Source organism: Paracoccus sp. KR1-242 (genome assembly GCF_049446195.1).
Taxonomy (GTDB): domain Bacteria; phylum Pseudomonadota; class Alphaproteobacteria; order Rhodobacterales; family Rhodobacteraceae; genus Paracoccus; species Paracoccus broussonetiae.
Map to the genome: position 1 here is coordinate 162,662 of NZ_JBMSED010000005.1, position 14,406 is coordinate 177,067.

Consider the following 14,406-nt stretch of genomic DNA (forward strand, 5'->3'; position numbering starts at 1 on the left):
TGTAAAATATTGATTCATATATCGTTATCTTCTTTTGGTTGCGGCTTCCGGCTGCCCCTTGTCAGCCCGCTGTCAGGAAGAATCGGCTAGAGTCGCGCGATGAACACACGCGCCCTTGCGATCCTTGTCACCCTTGGCCTTGTCGGGCTGGCCCCTGCGGCCGCCCCGCAGGCGCAGCCCCTGCCCCAGCTTGAACCCGAGGACGGGCTGGATGCAGGCTTTGCCCGCAGCGCCGTCCTGCGGGGAGAGATCCTGTCGCTGGACAAGATCCTTGGCATCCTGCGCGCGAATTTCGATGGCGAGATCGTCGAGATCCAGCTTGAGCTTGAAGAAGGCATCCTGACCTATGAATTCGATCTCCTAAGCCCCGAAGGACGGCTCTTCGAGGTGGAAATCGAAGCCGCAACCGGCAAGATCCTTGAGGTAGAGGATGAGGATGATGACTGAACTATGCGCTGCCTGATCGTCGAGGACGACCCCCGCATCGCCGCGGACATCACCCAGGCACTGGAGCGCGCGGGCTTTCGGGCCGAACGCGCGGCTGATGGCGACGAGGCCTGGTTTCTTGGCGGGACCGAGGATTATGCCCTTGTCGTCCTTGACCTTGGCTTGCCGCGCATCGACGGGTTGACGGTCCTGAAGCGCTGGCGGGCCGAGGGGGTCGAAACCCCCGTGCTGGTCCTGACCGCGCGGGGCAGCTGGAATGAAAGGGTCGAAGGGATCGACGCGGGGGCGGACGACTACCTGCCCAAGCCCTTCCGCATGGAAGAATTGGTGGCCCGGGCCCGGGCGCTGGTCCGACGCTCCTCGGGACGGGTGAATCCGGTCCAGCAGATCGGGCGGCTTGCGCTGGATACCAATCGGCAGACCGCCTCGGTCGATGGCCACGCGCTGAACCTGACGGCGCTGGAGTTCCGGCTGCTTTCCTGCCTTGTCATGAATGCCGACCGCGTCGTTTCTCCGGGCGAACTGCTTGAGCAGGTTTACGGAGATGACGAGTCCCGCGACGTGAATGCGATCGAGGCAATCATCGCCCGCCTGCGCCGCAAGACCGGCCCGGCCGTGATCGGAACGCGCCGGGGCTTTGGCTATTTTCTGGAACAGTCCCCGTGAAGCTGACGCGCGGATCGATCCGCTGGCGGCTGAGCATAGGCGCGATCCTTGCCGTGGTGCTGGCGCTGCTGTTGTCCGATCTTGCGCTCAGCGTGATGTTCCACCGGCAGGTCACGCGCCTGACCTCGCAGGAGCTGGAGGCCAAAAGCATGGCGCTGGTCGCGGGGTTCGAGGGCGACCAGCCCCCCGCCGCGCCGCCTGACGACATCGGTGGGGACCGCCGCTATCTTCAGCCCTATTCCGGTCTTTACTGGCAGATCGAGGTTGATGGCCGCACCCATCGTTCACAATCCTTGTGGGACACGGTATTGCCGCTGACTGCCGCGATGCCCGGTCGCGGCCGGGCCGAGCTTTACGGGGGTGATGGACCGGACGGTCAGCGCCTGCTGATCCTGGACCGCAGCATCCGGGTTGGCGCGGATGGGCATCCGGTGCGCATCGCGGTTGCCGTCAGCACCGCCCTGATGGACGAGGCGCAGCAGCTTTTCGACCGTGACCTGGTCCCTGCCCTTGTCATTCTGGGGGTGCTGCTGATCCTGGCCTCGATCGTGCAGGTGGCGATCGGATTGCGGCTGTTTGCCGATGTCCACCGCAAGGTCGAGGCGCTGCAAAGCGGGCGGTTGGCGCGCCTGGGACAGGATCTGCCAACCGAGGTGCGCCCGTTGGCCTCGGCCATAGACGAGCTTCTGGACGACCGCGACCGCCGGATCGAACGCGCGCGGCATCGCGCGGCGGATCTTGCCCATACGCTGAAAACTCCGCTTCAGGCCCTGCATGGAGAGACAAGCCGCTTGCGCCAGTCCGGCCAGAACGAGGCGGCCGATGCCATCGACGAGATCGCCGAGCAGATCCGGGGCAGCGTCGATCGCGAACTTGGCCGTGCCCGGATCGGGGCCGAAGGGTCAGCCGATCTGGCGCAGGTGGTGGAACGGATCGCCGCCGTCCTGCGGCGCACGGCGCGCGGCGACGAGATCGGGATCATCACGCAGGTTCCGTCCGGAATGCTGGTGCGGATCGATGCCTATGACCTGACCGAAGCCCTGGGCAGCGTGGCAGAGAATGCCCTCCGCCATGCCCGCGAACGCGTCGTGATCCGGGCCGAGGCGAAAGGCCGCCGGATAATCCTGCTGATCGAGGATGACGGCCCCGGCGTCCCGCCAGAGCAGCTGGACGAGGTGACGCGACGTGGCCACTTTCTTGACAGCGGTGGCACTGGCGTCGGGCTGTCGCTGGCGAAAGAGATCGTCGAGGCCGCCCATGGCGACCTGCTTCTGCAAAACCTCGATCCGGGTTTTCGGGTCAGCCTGATGTTTTGGCGTGGACCGGGCACCTGACAGGGTCGCGGGATCAGCCGCGCCGCGCGGCCTCGATGGTGGCGACGTCGATCTTCTTCATCTCCATCATTGCCGCGAAGGCACGCCGGGCTTCGTCGCCCCCTGCCGCCATCGCCTCCATCAGGACGCGCGGGGTGATCTGCCAGGACAGGCCCCACTTGTCCTTGCACCAGCCGCAATCGCTTTCCTGCCCGCCATTCCCCACGATGGCATTCCAGTAGCGGTCGGTTTCCTCCTGATCCTCGGTCGAAATCTGGAACGAGAACGCCTCGCTGTGATGGAACGCCGAGCCTCCATTCAGGCCCACGCACGGAATGCCGGCGACGGTGAATTCGACCAGCAGCACGTCGCCTTCCTTGCCCGAAGGATAGTCGCCTGGGGCGCGGTATACCCGCTGCAACTCGCTGTCGGGAAATGTTTCGCAATAGAAGCGGGCGGCGTCCTCGGCATCATTGTCGAACCACAGGCAGATGGTGTTCTTGTTCATCGCATCATCCTTTTTCGCTGGCAGCGGGAAGTCGGCGCTGTTCGGGTCAGGGGCGGAGTATAGGCGCGATGTCGCGAATTTTGCAGCCCGAAATGCCTTGGCGGGGGGATGAAGAACCGGCCCACGGCGTCAAGCGTCAGGTTAAATGTATCTCTATTAAATGGTTGTAATGGAATCTTCAGGCGGAATGCTGGATCACGCCAGTCGAGCGGTCCAAATGCGCCTGCATCGCCGCGACCGCACCTTCGGCATCCCGCGCTTCGATCCGCTCGATGATGCGCAGGTGGTCGCCCAGAGTGACATCCTCGCGCCCGGACCAGTGCAGCAGGTCATTGTGATAGCGGAAGACCCAGTTCAGCATCGCCTCGCTGACCGCGCGCAGGATCGGATTGCCCGAGATTTCCGCGATCCGGCGATGAAAGGCGATGTCGCACGCGATGAAGGCGGGCGCGTCACCCAAGGCGCGGCGCTGGCTGTGCACCATCTCGCGAAGCTCGGCGATTTCGGCGGGCGTGGCCTTGGCGGCGGCAATGCGGACCATGCCCGTCTCGAACAGTCGCCGCACGTCTTTAAGGTGGTCCAGCGCTTCGGGCGCGGTCGACAGGATCACCTGTGCCATGGTGTCGGCCTGGTGCAGCGCGATCTCGGCCGTCAGCGGATTGACCCGGCTGCGCTCGCCATGAACGATGGTGATCAGGCCCCGCATCTGCATGGCCTGCAGCGCCTCGCGCACGGCGGGACGCCCGACGCCGAAGCGCGCCATCAGGTCGCGCTCCGAAGGCACCGTGTCACCGGGCTTCAACTCTCCGCTGAGGACCATGGCGGTCAGCCGCTCCAGCACAAGGTCCGACAGCTTCCGGCGCACGATCCGGTCTTCGGAACTGGGTGCCAGAGGGGAAGAGGGTTGCGCCATGGGTCGTCCTTGCAAATTCGGTCGCCAACCTAGGCGGGAAGTGCCCGGAATGCCAGCGTTCAGGTGATCCGGCGGATGCTTTCGGCCAGTTCCTCGGGCTCGAAAATGCCCTTCCAGTCGTCACGCATCAGCCGGGGCAAACCGTTTTCGATCGCCTTGTTGCAGGCATCGGAAAAGACGCCCTGCACATGCCCGAAAGTCACTGCGCCCAGAATGTTCAGGTGACCCAGCAGAAAATCGCGGGCCGCCTCGGCAGGAACACCGCGGGCCACGACTTCGTCGATGCCCTGCTTCATCACCGCAAGCAGGGTCGCGGCCAGCGTTTCCGACAGAGCCGGTTCCAGCAGCGCGATCTGTTCCATCGTCAGGCGATGCGAACGCAGGATCGGCGCCCAGATGATCCGGGCAACTTCCTCGCCCTTGGCGAAATCCGTGTCCGGCCCCTGCATCAGGGCGCTGACGATGGATTGCCGCGCGGCGATGCCGCCGAAATGATCGTTCCGCCCCTCGGCCGTGGTTTCGTCGTTGAAGATCGGCGGATGGCAGGGATGGGTCACGAAGTAGCTGATATCCGCGCGCGATGGCAGATGCCCGGCATAGGGCGCGGCAGCGTCAAGGATCACGACCATCGTCCCGGCGGCAAGGATGGGAACGATCTTTGCCGAAACCGCGCCGATGGCGGTGTCGGGAACGGCCAGGATCACGACCTCTGCCCCTTGCAGGGCCTGTTCGACCGGTGTGACCTCTGCCCCCAATTCGCTGCGGACGCGGGCCTGCCCCGCCTCGCTGACCTCGACATAGCTGATGTCATGCGAACTGCGCGCAAGGTTGCGGCCCAGGCGGACGCCCATTTTGCCGCCCGCGCCGATAAGTGCGATCTTCATTGGCTGTCTCTCCATCCCATGGGGCAAGCATTCCCGCGCCACCCCGTCTTGTCAACTGGTATAACGTGTGAATATGATGATTTGCGGCCAGCAAGCGGAGGAAGCGGATGCAGCGGTTCGAGGCAGTCTATGAAATCGAGTCGCCGCGTGGCATCGCCCATGCCGCCGAGGTTCTGGCGGGCGAACAATCGACCGGCACCTTTGTCCGCCTGGCCCTGGAAACCGACGCGCTGCGCGACCGGTCCGGCGCGCGGATCGAAGCGGTCGAGATCACCGGCACGTCGGGGGTGCCGGCCCTGCCCTCGCGCAGTCGTGGCGAGGTCTATGAGCGCGGGCGCGTCACCATCAGCTGGCCCGAGGAGAATATCGGACCGTCCCTGCCGAACCTGATGGCGACCGTCGCGGGCAACCTGTTCGAGCTGGCCGATATCTCTGCGCTGCGTCTGACCGGTCTGACGTTGCCTGAAAGTTTCGCGCTGGACAATCCCGGGCCGCGCTTCGGGGCCGAGGGGACGCATCGCCTGGCCGGGGTGGAGGGACCGCTGATCGGCACCATCATCAAGCCCAGCGTCGGTCTGTCCGCCGATGAAACCGCGGCACTAGTCGGAACGCTGGCGGGGGCCGGGATCGACTTCATCAAAGATGACGAGTTGCAGGCCAATGGCCGCTATTGCCCGCTGGCCCAGCGGGTCGACGCGGTCATGCGTGTCCTGAACGACCACGCCGACAGGACCGGGAAGAAGGTGATGTATGCCTTCAATATCACTGACGAAATCGAAGCGATGTGGCGCCATGCCGAGATGCTGGAGAAGGCCGGCGCGACCTGCGCGATGGTGTCGGTCATTCCCGTGGGCCTGTCGGGCCTGCGCGCGCTTCGGGACCGCTGCGCCCTGCCCATCCACGGGCACCGTGCAGGTTGGGGGCTGTTTTCGCGCTCTCCCCATATCGGCATTGCCTTTCCGGTCTGGCAAAAACTGTGGCGGCTGGCCGGAGCGGACCACCTGCATGTGAATGGCATCGCCAACAAGTTCACCGAGCCCGACGAAGTGGTGGCCGAGGCGGCGCGCGCAGTTCAGGCACCCGTTTGTACGGGCGGCCCGGCACATGGCGCGATGCCGGTCTTCTCCTCGGGGCAAACGGTCTGGCAGATGGCCCCGTCGCGCCGGGTGCTGGGCAATGACGATTTCATCTTTTGCGCGGGCGGCGGCATCATGAGCCATCCGGGGGGTCCCGCCGCGGGCGTGATCGCCCTGCGACAGGCGGCGGACGCGGCGCGCGAAGGCGTCGAGATCACCGAGGCGGCCCGCGCCCAGCCCGAACTTGCCGCGGCACTGACGGCGTTCAAGCGGCCGGAGATCCTGCTGTGACCTTGCCCCCGGGACTGTTGCTTGGCTGGCTGGGCGACGACTTCACCGGCTCGGCCGCGGTGATGGAGGTGCTGAGCTTTGCGGGCCTGCCCTCGCTTCTGTTTCTGGATCCCCCGGATGCTGCGCAATTGGCGGAGTTGTCCGGTATCCGTGCCGTCGGCATCGCCACGACCGCGCGGACATGGTCGCCCGAACGGATGCGGCAGGAACTGCCGGGCGCCTTTACGCTGCTGCGGGAAACGGGCGCGCCGCTGCTGCATTACAAGGTGTGCTCGACACTGGATTCCGCGCCGGGTATCGGCTCGATCGGTGCGGCGGCCGAGATTGGCACGGAGAGTTGGGCAAGTGTCCTGATCGCCGCACCAAGGATGGGCCGCTATCAGGCCTTTGGCTCTTTGTTTGCAGAGGCGATGGGACAGGTCCATCGACTGGACCGCCACCCGGTCATGTCGCGCCACCCGGTGACGCCGATGGATGAGGCCGATGTGGCCCGCCACCTGGCGCGGCAGACCTCGCGCCCCACCGGCTGCATCACGCTTGCCGACGATCCCGAACACGCGCTTGCCCGACTACGGGAGGCCGGGGTATCGCTGGTCACGCTGGATGCGGTGGACGATGCCGGAATGGCGCGTTGCGGCAGGCTGATCTGGGACCACCGCGCCGAGGCGCCTTTTGTCATCGGCAGCCAGGGCGTGGAATATGCGCTGATCGAACATTGGCGCAGCCAAGGCTGGTTGGCGCCAGAGGTGCTGCCGCCTTCGCTTGGTCGCGACCGGCTGGCGGTCGTTTCCGGCTCGGTCTCACCCGTGACGGCGGCTCAGATCGCCTGGGCCGAGGCGAACGGCTTTGCCGCGATCCCCTTTGACGCCAGCACCGGCGGCAGCGACGCCGAGGCGAAAGCCGTCGCGCAAGGTCTGGCTGCGCTTGATCGCGGGGCAGATCCGCTGATCTACAGCGCGAAAGGCCCCGACGATCCGGCGGTCGCGCGATTCCGCGCGCGCTTCGGCGACGATCCGGCCGCGAATGAGGCGGTGGGAACCGCACTTGGTCGCATTCTGGATCAGTTGATCCGTCGTGCCGGCTTGCGTCGGGCGGTGATCTCGGGAGGCGATACCTCGGGATATGCGGCGCGGGCCTTGGGGGTCCGGGCGCTCCGGGCCTTGGCCCCGACCATTCCCGGTGCCGCAATTTGCGCCGTTCAGGGCGGGGCACATGACGGATTGCAGCTTGCCCTGAAGGGCGGCCAGATGGGCAGCGAGGATTATTTCGGCTGGGTCCGCGACGGCGGAGGGCCAAGGCGGACCGCATAGGGCGCGGCAAGATCGGCCTCAAGGCTGCTGCCATCCTCGAGCTTCAGCCAGCCTTCGCCCGTCGCCACCACGCGCTTGCCCGCCATTTTCGCAAGTGCGGCAATGACGCGGCCCACAGGCCAAACTGTGCCATCCGCGCCAACGATACCGCGCGGGCCTGTGAAGGCGGCGGGAACCCAGGTCGTGACCCCCGATCCGGCCAGCGTCGCGGCATAGCCCGCGGTAAAGGCTGCCGCGAAGTCCCCGGACTGGCGCGGATCTGAATCGGTCATGCAGATGCGCGCGCCGTCCGGATTGGGAATTGTGCGCGATCCATAGGGGTTCTGGCGCATCCCGATCGACGTCAGGCCAAGCCGATATTCCTTCGCCCCGATGATCGCGCGGGCCGAGCGCAGGATATGCGGGATCGTCTCAAGCGTCTGCATGACGCTTTCATCATCCGCGGCATGGACGATGGGGTTTGTTCCGTGAGTGACATAGTCCAGCAACTCGACAGGCGGTCGTTTTCGGTTCAGCTCGGTGAAATAGCTGAACATGCCGCCGCCCAAGGGCAGGCCCGGAAAGGCCGCGCGCGTTGCCGCATAGACCTGCGCAAGCGGCGGGCAATCGGGCCAGGCGGAACCGGGCGGAGTCGATTGCCGGTCGACAGACGGGCAGACAGCCAGGCTGGCAAGGCGCAGGCCGGATGCGGCGACAGCGCGTGCCAGCGCCTGCATCTCGTCCGGCAGTGAACCCGTGCAGGCCACGACATATTCCAGATCGTAAGCGGCGGGACAGGCGCGCTGAAGCTGCGCGAACCCCGCCAAAGCCTCGGCCCCGTGGCCAGCGGTGGGATCAAGGTGACACAGGATATGCTGGGGTGCGATCTCGGCCAGTCGCGCCGCATGGGCCAGCGCGTCCGGCAGTTCCTCGGGCGAGATCACCAGTCCGATCCGGGGCATCACGGCATCCGGCCGCGCCATCGGGCGCGGTGGTGGCAGCGCGGGACCGGGACGGAACCGCAGGGTGACGGACTGAACCATTTCCTGACCAGCGGGCAGGACATAAGGCCACGGCAGGGCAAGCGGACGAACATAGGTCTTGAAGCTTGCATCCGACCAGTTGCGCTGATCCTCCATCTCGAAGACATCGCCCGCCATCTCGCAGCAGACCTCGGCGCCGTCGATGCGATGGGCGATGGCGGCAATGTCCTTGAAGGGCTGCCATGGCTCGATCAGATCGGGAAAGGTGGTTTCTTCGCTGTCGCCGCCGGAATGGGTGATGCGCGCCCAGTGCCCCGCGACGCCCGTGATCGGGTGCAGGATGGTGAAGCCGGTGCGGTTCGTCAGCAGATCGGCGGGGGGAACGGCGCGCCCCTCGACCCGCAGGAAACCATCAGCCCGCCCTTCGATCGTCATGCGGGTATGAAGCCCGTCGGCATCGGCGTCGAAATGGACGCGAAAGCCCGCATCCTCGCGGTCGATGCGCAGGTTCCGGATCCGGGCGGGCAATGTGCCCCAGTCACGGTCACGGACCAGCCAGGCGATGCCGCGGATCGCCTCGATCCCGTTCCATCGGATATCGCGCAGGGCGCCCCCTTCCAGACGCAAGGACAGGGGCCCGGTGGTCAGCAGCGTCATAGTTCGTCCAGCGCAACACTGCGCCCCTCGGCAGCAGAAAGATACGCCCCCTCGACCAGCGCCAGCGTCCGAAGATTGTCCGCGCCCGAGGTTTCGGGCTGGATCCCCGCCGCGATGCAGTCAAGGAAGTGCCGCTGGATCAGCAGCACGCTTTCCTGGATGTTGTGCCAGGGTCGCGAGGCCCAGGGCAGGACCGGGGGCGACAAGTCGCTGCTTCCTTCGGGCAGTGTCAGGCGATAGCCCGCATCCAGCCGCAGCGTCCCCCGATCCCCGTCGATTTCCAACAGGGTTTCGGGGAAAGTTTCGGGCACCCGTCGCGTGGCATAGGAGCAATCGACGACCGAGGTCGCGCCGCCTGCGTGCTGAAGCAGCATGGTTGCCACATCTTCGCCCCGGATCGCGGGGTTGATGCGCCGTGTCGTCGCCGTGATCCGTGTGGCATCGCCCATGAGCGCGCGGGCAATATCCAGAATGTGGATGCCCAGATCCTGGATGATGAAGCGCTGGTCCGTGGCCAAATAAGGTTGGCCGCTGAACACGTCATAGCCGGACCGAAAGCTGACGCGCGCGAAGAACGGCGTTCCGATTGCGCCGCCCCGCACCGCGTCGATGCAGCGGCGAATGGCAGATTGCCAGCGAAAATTCTCATGCACCATCAGCGTGATGCCGGCGCTTTCTGCTGCCGTGACCATCGCGCGGGCATCCGCCATCGTCTCGGCAAAGGGCTTCTGGCAGATGGCATGGACACCGGCTGCGGCCGCCATCTGGACCAGCGGGCGGTGCGAGGGGACGGTGGTGGCGATATCGACAAAGTCGAAGCCACCATCCGCGAACATGCGTGCGGCGTCGTCATAGGTTCGCGTTATCCCGAAGCGGGCCGCGGTCTCGGCCAGTCGCTGCGGATCGCGGTCGCAGATCGCGGTGATCTGGGCCAGATCCCGCCAGGCGTGAAGCTGGTTCTGGGCGAAGAAGCCGCATCCGATCAGCGCGCCCCTCATGCCAGGTTCGCCTGCGCCTGCAGCGCGACGCGCGCCTGCAACCGTTGCTGGGCCTGGTCGATGACCACGGCGGCGATGATGACGAGCCCCTTGATGACCGTCTGCCAGAAAGATGAGACCCCCATCATCACCAGCCCGTCCGACAGCACCCCGATGACGAAGGCGCCGACAACTGTGCCAAGGATGCGTCCCCGCCCGCCCGACATCGAGGTGCCGCCCAGGACCGCTGCGGCGATGGCGTTCAGTTCGAATGTCTCGCCGGTCGCAGGATGTGAGGCGACCAGTTGCGACGACACGATCAGCCCCACCAGCGCCGCGCAAAAGCCCGAGAACATATAGACGAACATCTTCACCCGCTTGACCTTGACGCCCGACAGCGCCGCACCGCGTTCATTGCCGCCGACGGCATAGATGTGGCGGCCCAGGGGGGTGCGGTTCGCGATATATGAGGCAAGCAGCCCGACGACGATCAGCATCCAGATCGAAACCGGGATGCCCAGCAGGTTCCCTGCCCCGATCAGCCGGAACGTGTCCGAGCCATATTCGGGATTACCATTCAGGTTCGGGAAGGTCCGCCCGTCCGAGGACAGCATCGCCGCGCCCCGCGCGACATAAAGCACGCCCAGCGTCGCAATGAACGGTGCCACGTTCAGCCGCGTGATCAGAAGTCCGTTGACCGCCCCGACCGCGATGCCGACAAGGACAACGATCAGGCAGATTTCCAGCGTGTTGAACTGGATCGACCAGCCAAGTCCCAGGTCGATGCCATACAGGATCAACCATCCCGCGACCATGCCGCACAGCCCGACGATCGAGCCGACCGACAGGTCGATCCCACCCGAGATGATGACGAAGGTCATGCCTATGGCCAGGAACGCGTTCAGCGCGACGTGCTTCGACATGATGACGAAATTCGCGGCGCTCAGGAAGTTGGGGGCGGCGAAGGCGAAGAAGGTAAAAACCGCGATCAGCGCGATGAAGGTACGCAGCTTCAGCAGAAGCAGAAGCGCGCTGCCCGATCCGGTGGTGCGGGGCGCGGTTGCGGTCATCATGCTGCGGGCTCCCTTGCATGGTTGTGGCCGATCGCCGAGGCGGCGACCAATGCGGTCTCGTTCGCCTCGGCGCGTGGCAATTCTGCGGTGACGCGCCCGTTCGACATGACGATGATGCGGTCAGACAACGACAGCACCTCGTCCAGGTCCGAGGTCACGAAGATGATCCCCAGCCCCTCGGCGGCCAGCCGGCGCATGGTGCGGAACACCTCGGCCTTGGCACCAATGTCGATCCCCCGTGATGGTTCGTCCATCAGAAGGATGCGGGGCTTGGTCATCAGCGCCTTGCCGATCACCACCTTCTGCTGGTTGCCACCGGACAGGCTGGAGACCGGGTGTTCGGTCGAGGCGATCTTGATGCGCAGCCTGTCCACGAATTCGCGCACCCGGCCGCGTTCGGCACCCAGGTCCATGTGAAAGAGGCGCGTGAAATCGCCAAGGCTGGACAGGCTCATGTTCTCGCGGATCGACAGCATCTGGATCAGGCCGTCATTCTTGCGATCCTCGGGGATCAGGGCGATGCCTCGCTCGATCCGATCCGCGACATTGCGCGCGGCAAGGGGTTCGCCGCCGACGAAGTAACGCCCGGTGGAATGCCGGTGCTTGCCGATGATACACTCCAGCAGTTCGGAGCGGCCCGCGCCCATCAGGCCATAGACACCCAGGATTTCCCCTGCGCGCAGCGACAGCGAGACATGGTCGACCGCGAGCCCGCCCCCTGCGCGGGGCAGGCAGACTTCTTCGGCGCGAAAGACTTCGGCCCCGAAGGGATGCTCTATCTCCTTGGCGAAATCCTTGGAGGCCTCGCCGATCATGTGGCGGACGATCCATGCGACATCGACGCCCTCCATGCTGCGGGTGCCGGTGATGCGGCCGTCGCGCAGCACGGTGATGTGGTCGCCGATGCGGATCAGCTCTTCCAGCCGGTGCGAGATATAGACGATGCCGACGCCATTGCGCCTCAGATCGGCGATGACCCGGAACAGGATTTCGACCTCGGCCGCGGACAGGGCCGAGGTCGGCTCGTCCAGGATCAGGATGCGTGCATCCTGCGCAAGGCTTTTCGCGATTTCGACGATCTGCTGTTGTCCGACGCGCAATTCGCCGACCGGCGTGTCCGGGTCGATGTCCTGCTCAAGCCGCCGCATCAGGGCGCGCGTCTCGCGCCGCTGGCCTTCGGCATTGATGTCGATGCCCGCGCGCAGCTTCTCTCGGCCGATGAAGATGTTTTCGGCCACGGTCATGTTCGGGAAAAGGTTCAATTCCTGGAAGACGATGCCGATCCCGTGCCGCGCGGCGTCATCGGTGCCGTTGAAGGTGACGGGCTGACCGTCCAGCAGGACCTGCCCTTCGGTCAGGCGCTCGACCCCGGCGATGACTTTCATCATGGTGGACTTGCCGGCACCATTCTCGCCCACAAGCACATTGACGGCGCCCATGTGCAGGTCGAAATCCACCGATTTCAGGGCAATCGTGCCGGGATAGACCTTGGTGCCGTCGCGGATTTGCAGGCCGATCATTTCACCTCCAGCGTCACGGGGGTCAGCAGGATCGCCTCTCCCTTGGTGCGGATGGTGAATGCACCGGAAAAGGCGACATTGCCCCCGGTCAGGTCGCCTTCGGGCAGCGATAGCGCCGCATGGGCATGATCGTTCAGCGCGCGCGCAAGCTTTGCGAACTCGATCTGGTCGCGATAATCGGTGAAAACCAGAAAATTCAAAGAATCCCTAAGCGTGGTGCCCTTCATCACCGGGCCAAGCTGCACGGTCACGTCGCCCGCGCCATCGCCGTCGGTGTCCAGCTCCAGCTTTGCCGCCCGGCTTTTGCGGTCCTCGGCGACGACCTTGCCTTCGCCCTTGGCGATGAAGTTCCAGGGGCTGCCTTCAGCCGCGGGCCGGAAGCCATAGCTTGCGGCGGCGTCGGGCCCATCCTTCAACGCCGCACGCAGAGTTGCGATATCCGTCGCCTTTTCAGCAATATACGGCATGATCTTCGGATTCCACAGCTCGGCGGCGCGGGCAGCCATGCGCGCTTCGTCGCTGCCCGCGGTCTGGGCCGCCTGCCCCTGTCCCTCGGCAGAGGGCTGGACGGGGTCGGGGTTCTTCACGATCTTGCAGGCGGCAAGCGGCATCAGTGCCAGCAGGCACAGCGCCGTCATCTTGGTCCGGGACATGCATGTCTCCGCTTGGGCTGGGGTGGCGGCCCGGACTGCCGGGCCGCCTGCTCGATCACTCGGCCAGGGCGAAGGTTTCCAGCTTGCCGGCATTGTCCGAATTGATCAGGACACAATCCATCAACTGCTTCTCGTCCTGCCCGGTTTTGCCGGTCTTCAGGTATTGATCGGCCTGTTCGACCGCCAGCTGAGCCTGACGATAGGCGGGCTGCAGCACGGTCGCCTTGATACCGCCCGCCTTGATCGAGTCGCGCACGTCGTTCGATCCGTCAAAGCCGACGACGATGACGTCGGTCCGTCCCGCCGCCTCCAGCGCGGCCCATGCGCCCATCGCCATGGTGTCGTTGCCCGAGATCACGCCCTTGATTTCGGGATTGGCCTGCAGGATCGTCTCCATCTTGCTATAGGCTTCGGTCTGCGACCAGTTCGCGGATTGCTGGGCCACCATCTCCATGTCGGGATACTGGTCGATGATGTCGTGATAGCCCGACGAACGGATGCCCGCGTTGGTGTCCGACTCCTTGCCGACCAGCTCGGCGAACTTGCCCTTTTCGCCCATCAGCTTCACGAATTCCTCGGCCCCAAGCTGCGCGCCCTGATAGTTGTTCGAGACGATCTGGCTGACGGCGATGCCGGATTCCGTGATCTCGCGGTCGATCAGGAAGGACGGGATACCCGCATCCTTGGCGCGCTTGACCGCGCCTACGGTCGCATCGGCGCCCGCATTGTCCAGAATGATCGCTTTGGCCCCACGCGCGATGGCGGTGTCGAACAGTTCCGACTGCTTGTTGGCGTCGTCGTCATGGACCAGGACCAGCGTCTCGTATCCCAGATCCTTCGCGCGGGCTTCGGCGCCGACGGCTTCAGCCTTGAAGAAGGGGTTGTCATGGCTGGGCGTGATGATTGCAATCAACCCGTCGGCCGATGCGGCGAAAGGCGAGGTCGCGAATGCCGCGACCGCCACGCTCGCAATAAGGGTGCGGCGCAGAATATTCATATGGCTTCTCCCTGATTTTGTTTCGCCGGATGGCTTCGCGCCGTCCATGCGTCCTCTCTCCCGCCTGTCAGCTTGGCCGGGTGAAATCATCTTGTCAACTGGTATGATATGCTAAGATGTGGGCAAAGCCCTGACTGCCAAACCACTGTCGCAATCGGG

14 protein-coding genes are annotated in these 14,406 nt (G+C 65.1%); 5 read left to right on the top strand and 9 right to left on the bottom strand.

Features of this window, described 5'->3' with window-relative positions:
• Positions 1-99: 99 nt before the first annotated feature.
• The 3 genes from ACO2Q4_RS09380 to ACO2Q4_RS09390 are packed head-to-tail and all read left to right on the top strand — an operon-like array spanning position 100 to position 2,447.
• Positions 100-447 carry a PepSY domain-containing protein gene (locus ACO2Q4_RS09380; protein WP_311759150.1) on the top strand — a complete coding sequence of 116 codons (348 nt, stop codon included), beginning with the start codon at positions 100-102 and terminating at the stop codon, positions 445-447.
• A 3-nt stretch (positions 448-450) separates the two neighbouring features.
• On the top strand, positions 451-1,113 hold the full coding sequence (locus tag ACO2Q4_RS09385) for a response regulator transcription factor (RefSeq protein ID WP_423318865.1): 663 nt from the start codon (positions 451-453) through the stop codon (positions 1,111-1,113).
• Positions 1,110-2,447: a sensor histidine kinase gene (locus tag ACO2Q4_RS09390; protein ID WP_423318867.1), complete on the top strand. Its 1,338-nt coding sequence runs from the start codon at positions 1,110-1,112 to the stop codon at positions 2,445-2,447. Before ACO2Q4_RS09385 ends, ACO2Q4_RS09390 begins: the two co-directional genes overlap by 4 nt.
• A 13-nt stretch (positions 2,448-2,460) precedes the next feature.
• Here the strand turns inward: ACO2Q4_RS09390 and ACO2Q4_RS09395 are convergent, their stop codons facing one another.
• From ACO2Q4_RS09395 to ACO2Q4_RS09405, 3 genes are all read right to left on the bottom strand, one after another.
• A complete protein-coding gene (locus tag ACO2Q4_RS09395) occupies positions 2,461-2,934 on the bottom strand; it encodes a VOC family protein (protein WP_395133186.1) in 474 nt (157 codons plus the stop codon).
• Positions 2,935-3,112: 178 nt separating this feature from the next.
• Positions 3,113-3,847 carry a transcriptional regulator NanR gene (nanR, locus tag ACO2Q4_RS09400; RefSeq protein ID WP_395133188.1) on the bottom strand — a complete coding sequence of 245 codons (735 nt, stop codon included), beginning with the start codon at positions 3,845-3,847 and terminating at the stop codon, positions 3,113-3,115.
• 59 nt (positions 3,848-3,906) lie between these two features.
• Positions 3,907-4,731 carry a phosphogluconate dehydrogenase C-terminal domain-containing protein gene (locus tag ACO2Q4_RS09405; protein WP_423318870.1) on the bottom strand — a complete coding sequence of 275 codons (825 nt, stop codon included), beginning with the start codon at positions 4,729-4,731 and terminating at the stop codon, positions 3,907-3,909.
• Between the two features lie 107 nt (positions 4,732-4,838).
• Here ACO2Q4_RS09405 and ACO2Q4_RS09410 point away from each other — a divergent pair, with 107 nt between their 5' ends.
• Positions 4,839-6,098: a ribulose-bisphosphate carboxylase large subunit family protein gene (locus ACO2Q4_RS09410; protein WP_423318871.1), complete on the top strand. Its 1,260-nt coding sequence runs from the start codon at positions 4,839-4,841 to the stop codon at positions 6,096-6,098.
• A complete protein-coding gene (locus ACO2Q4_RS09415) occupies positions 6,095-7,408 on the top strand; it encodes a four-carbon acid sugar kinase family protein (protein ID WP_423318873.1) in 1,314 nt (437 codons plus the stop codon). The genes ACO2Q4_RS09410 and ACO2Q4_RS09415 overlap by 4 nt, the downstream gene beginning before the upstream one ends.
• Here the strand turns inward: ACO2Q4_RS09415 and ACO2Q4_RS09420 are convergent.
• From ACO2Q4_RS09420 to ACO2Q4_RS09445, 6 genes are read right to left on the bottom strand one after another with little or no spacing between them, the layout of a single operon-like run.
• Positions 7,360-9,027, bottom strand: a complete 1,668-nt coding sequence (locus ACO2Q4_RS09420; RefSeq protein ID WP_423318875.1) for a hypothetical protein — start codon at positions 9,025-9,027, stop codon at positions 7,360-7,362. The two genes, ACO2Q4_RS09415 and ACO2Q4_RS09420, sit on opposite strands and share 49 nt — an antisense overlap.
• Entirely contained in the window at positions 9,024-10,025 is a 1,002-nt protein-coding gene (locus ACO2Q4_RS09425) for a Gfo/Idh/MocA family protein (protein ID WP_395133193.1), read from the bottom strand. Before ACO2Q4_RS09425 ends, ACO2Q4_RS09420 begins: the two co-directional genes overlap by 4 nt.
• A complete protein-coding gene (locus tag ACO2Q4_RS09430; protein WP_311759140.1) occupies positions 10,022-11,077 on the bottom strand; it encodes an ABC transporter permease in 1,056 nt (351 codons plus the stop codon). Before ACO2Q4_RS09430 ends, ACO2Q4_RS09425 begins: the two co-directional genes overlap by 4 nt.
• Entirely contained in the window at positions 11,074-12,597 is a 1,524-nt protein-coding gene (locus tag ACO2Q4_RS09435; protein WP_423318878.1) for a sugar ABC transporter ATP-binding protein, read from the bottom strand. Before ACO2Q4_RS09435 ends, ACO2Q4_RS09430 begins: the two co-directional genes overlap by 4 nt.
• Entirely contained in the window at positions 12,594-13,250 is a 657-nt protein-coding gene (locus tag ACO2Q4_RS09440; RefSeq protein ID WP_423318880.1) for a DUF2291 family protein, read from the bottom strand. Before ACO2Q4_RS09440 ends, ACO2Q4_RS09435 begins: the two co-directional genes overlap by 4 nt.
• A gap of 55 nt (positions 13,251-13,305) precedes the next feature.
• Entirely contained in the window at positions 13,306-14,247 is a 942-nt protein-coding gene (locus ACO2Q4_RS09445; RefSeq protein WP_311759137.1) for a D-ribose ABC transporter substrate-binding protein, read from the bottom strand.
• Positions 14,248-14,406 lie beyond the last annotated feature (159 nt).

What these genes read in the sequence shown, in the direction of transcription:
- ACO2Q4_RS09435 (WP_423318878.1), bottom strand. Translation starts at nt 12,597, where the DNA reads ATGATCGGCCTGCAAATCCGCGACGGCACCAAGGTCTATCCCGGCACG.
- ACO2Q4_RS09430 (WP_311759140.1), bottom strand. Translation starts at nt 11,077, where the DNA reads ATGATGACCGCAACCGCGCCCCGCACCACCGGATCGGGCAGCGCGCTT.
- ACO2Q4_RS09380 (WP_311759150.1), top strand. Translation starts at nt 100, where the DNA reads ATGAACACACGCGCCCTTGCGATCCTTGTCACCCTTGGCCTTGTCGGG.
- ACO2Q4_RS09445 (WP_311759137.1), bottom strand. Translation starts at nt 14,247, where the DNA reads ATGAATATTCTGCGCCGCACCCTTATTGCGAGCGTGGCGGTCGCGGCA.
- ACO2Q4_RS09405 (WP_423318870.1), bottom strand. Translation starts at nt 4,731, where the DNA reads ATGAAGATCGCACTTATCGGCGCGGGCGGCAAAATGGGCGTCCGCCTG.
- ACO2Q4_RS09410 (WP_423318871.1), top strand. Translation starts at nt 4,839, where the DNA reads ATGCAGCGGTTCGAGGCAGTCTATGAAATCGAGTCGCCGCGTGGCATC.
- ACO2Q4_RS09425 (WP_395133193.1), bottom strand. Translation starts at nt 10,025, where the DNA reads ATGAGGGGCGCGCTGATCGGATGCGGCTTCTTCGCCCAGAACCAGCTT.
- nanR (WP_395133188.1), bottom strand. Translation starts at nt 3,847, where the DNA reads ATGGCGCAACCCTCTTCCCCTCTGGCACCCAGTTCCGAAGACCGGATC.
- ACO2Q4_RS09420 (WP_423318875.1), bottom strand. Translation starts at nt 9,027, where the DNA reads ATGACGCTGCTGACCACCGGGCCCCTGTCCTTGCGTCTGGAAGGGGGC.
- ACO2Q4_RS09385 (WP_423318865.1), top strand. Translation starts at nt 451, where the DNA reads ATGCGCTGCCTGATCGTCGAGGACGACCCCCGCATCGCCGCGGACATC.
- ACO2Q4_RS09395 (WP_395133186.1), bottom strand. Translation starts at nt 2,934, where the DNA reads ATGAACAAGAACACCATCTGCCTGTGGTTCGACAATGATGCCGAGGAC.
- ACO2Q4_RS09440 (WP_423318880.1), bottom strand. Translation starts at nt 13,250, where the DNA reads ATGTCCCGGACCAAGATGACGGCGCTGTGCCTGCTGGCACTGATGCCG.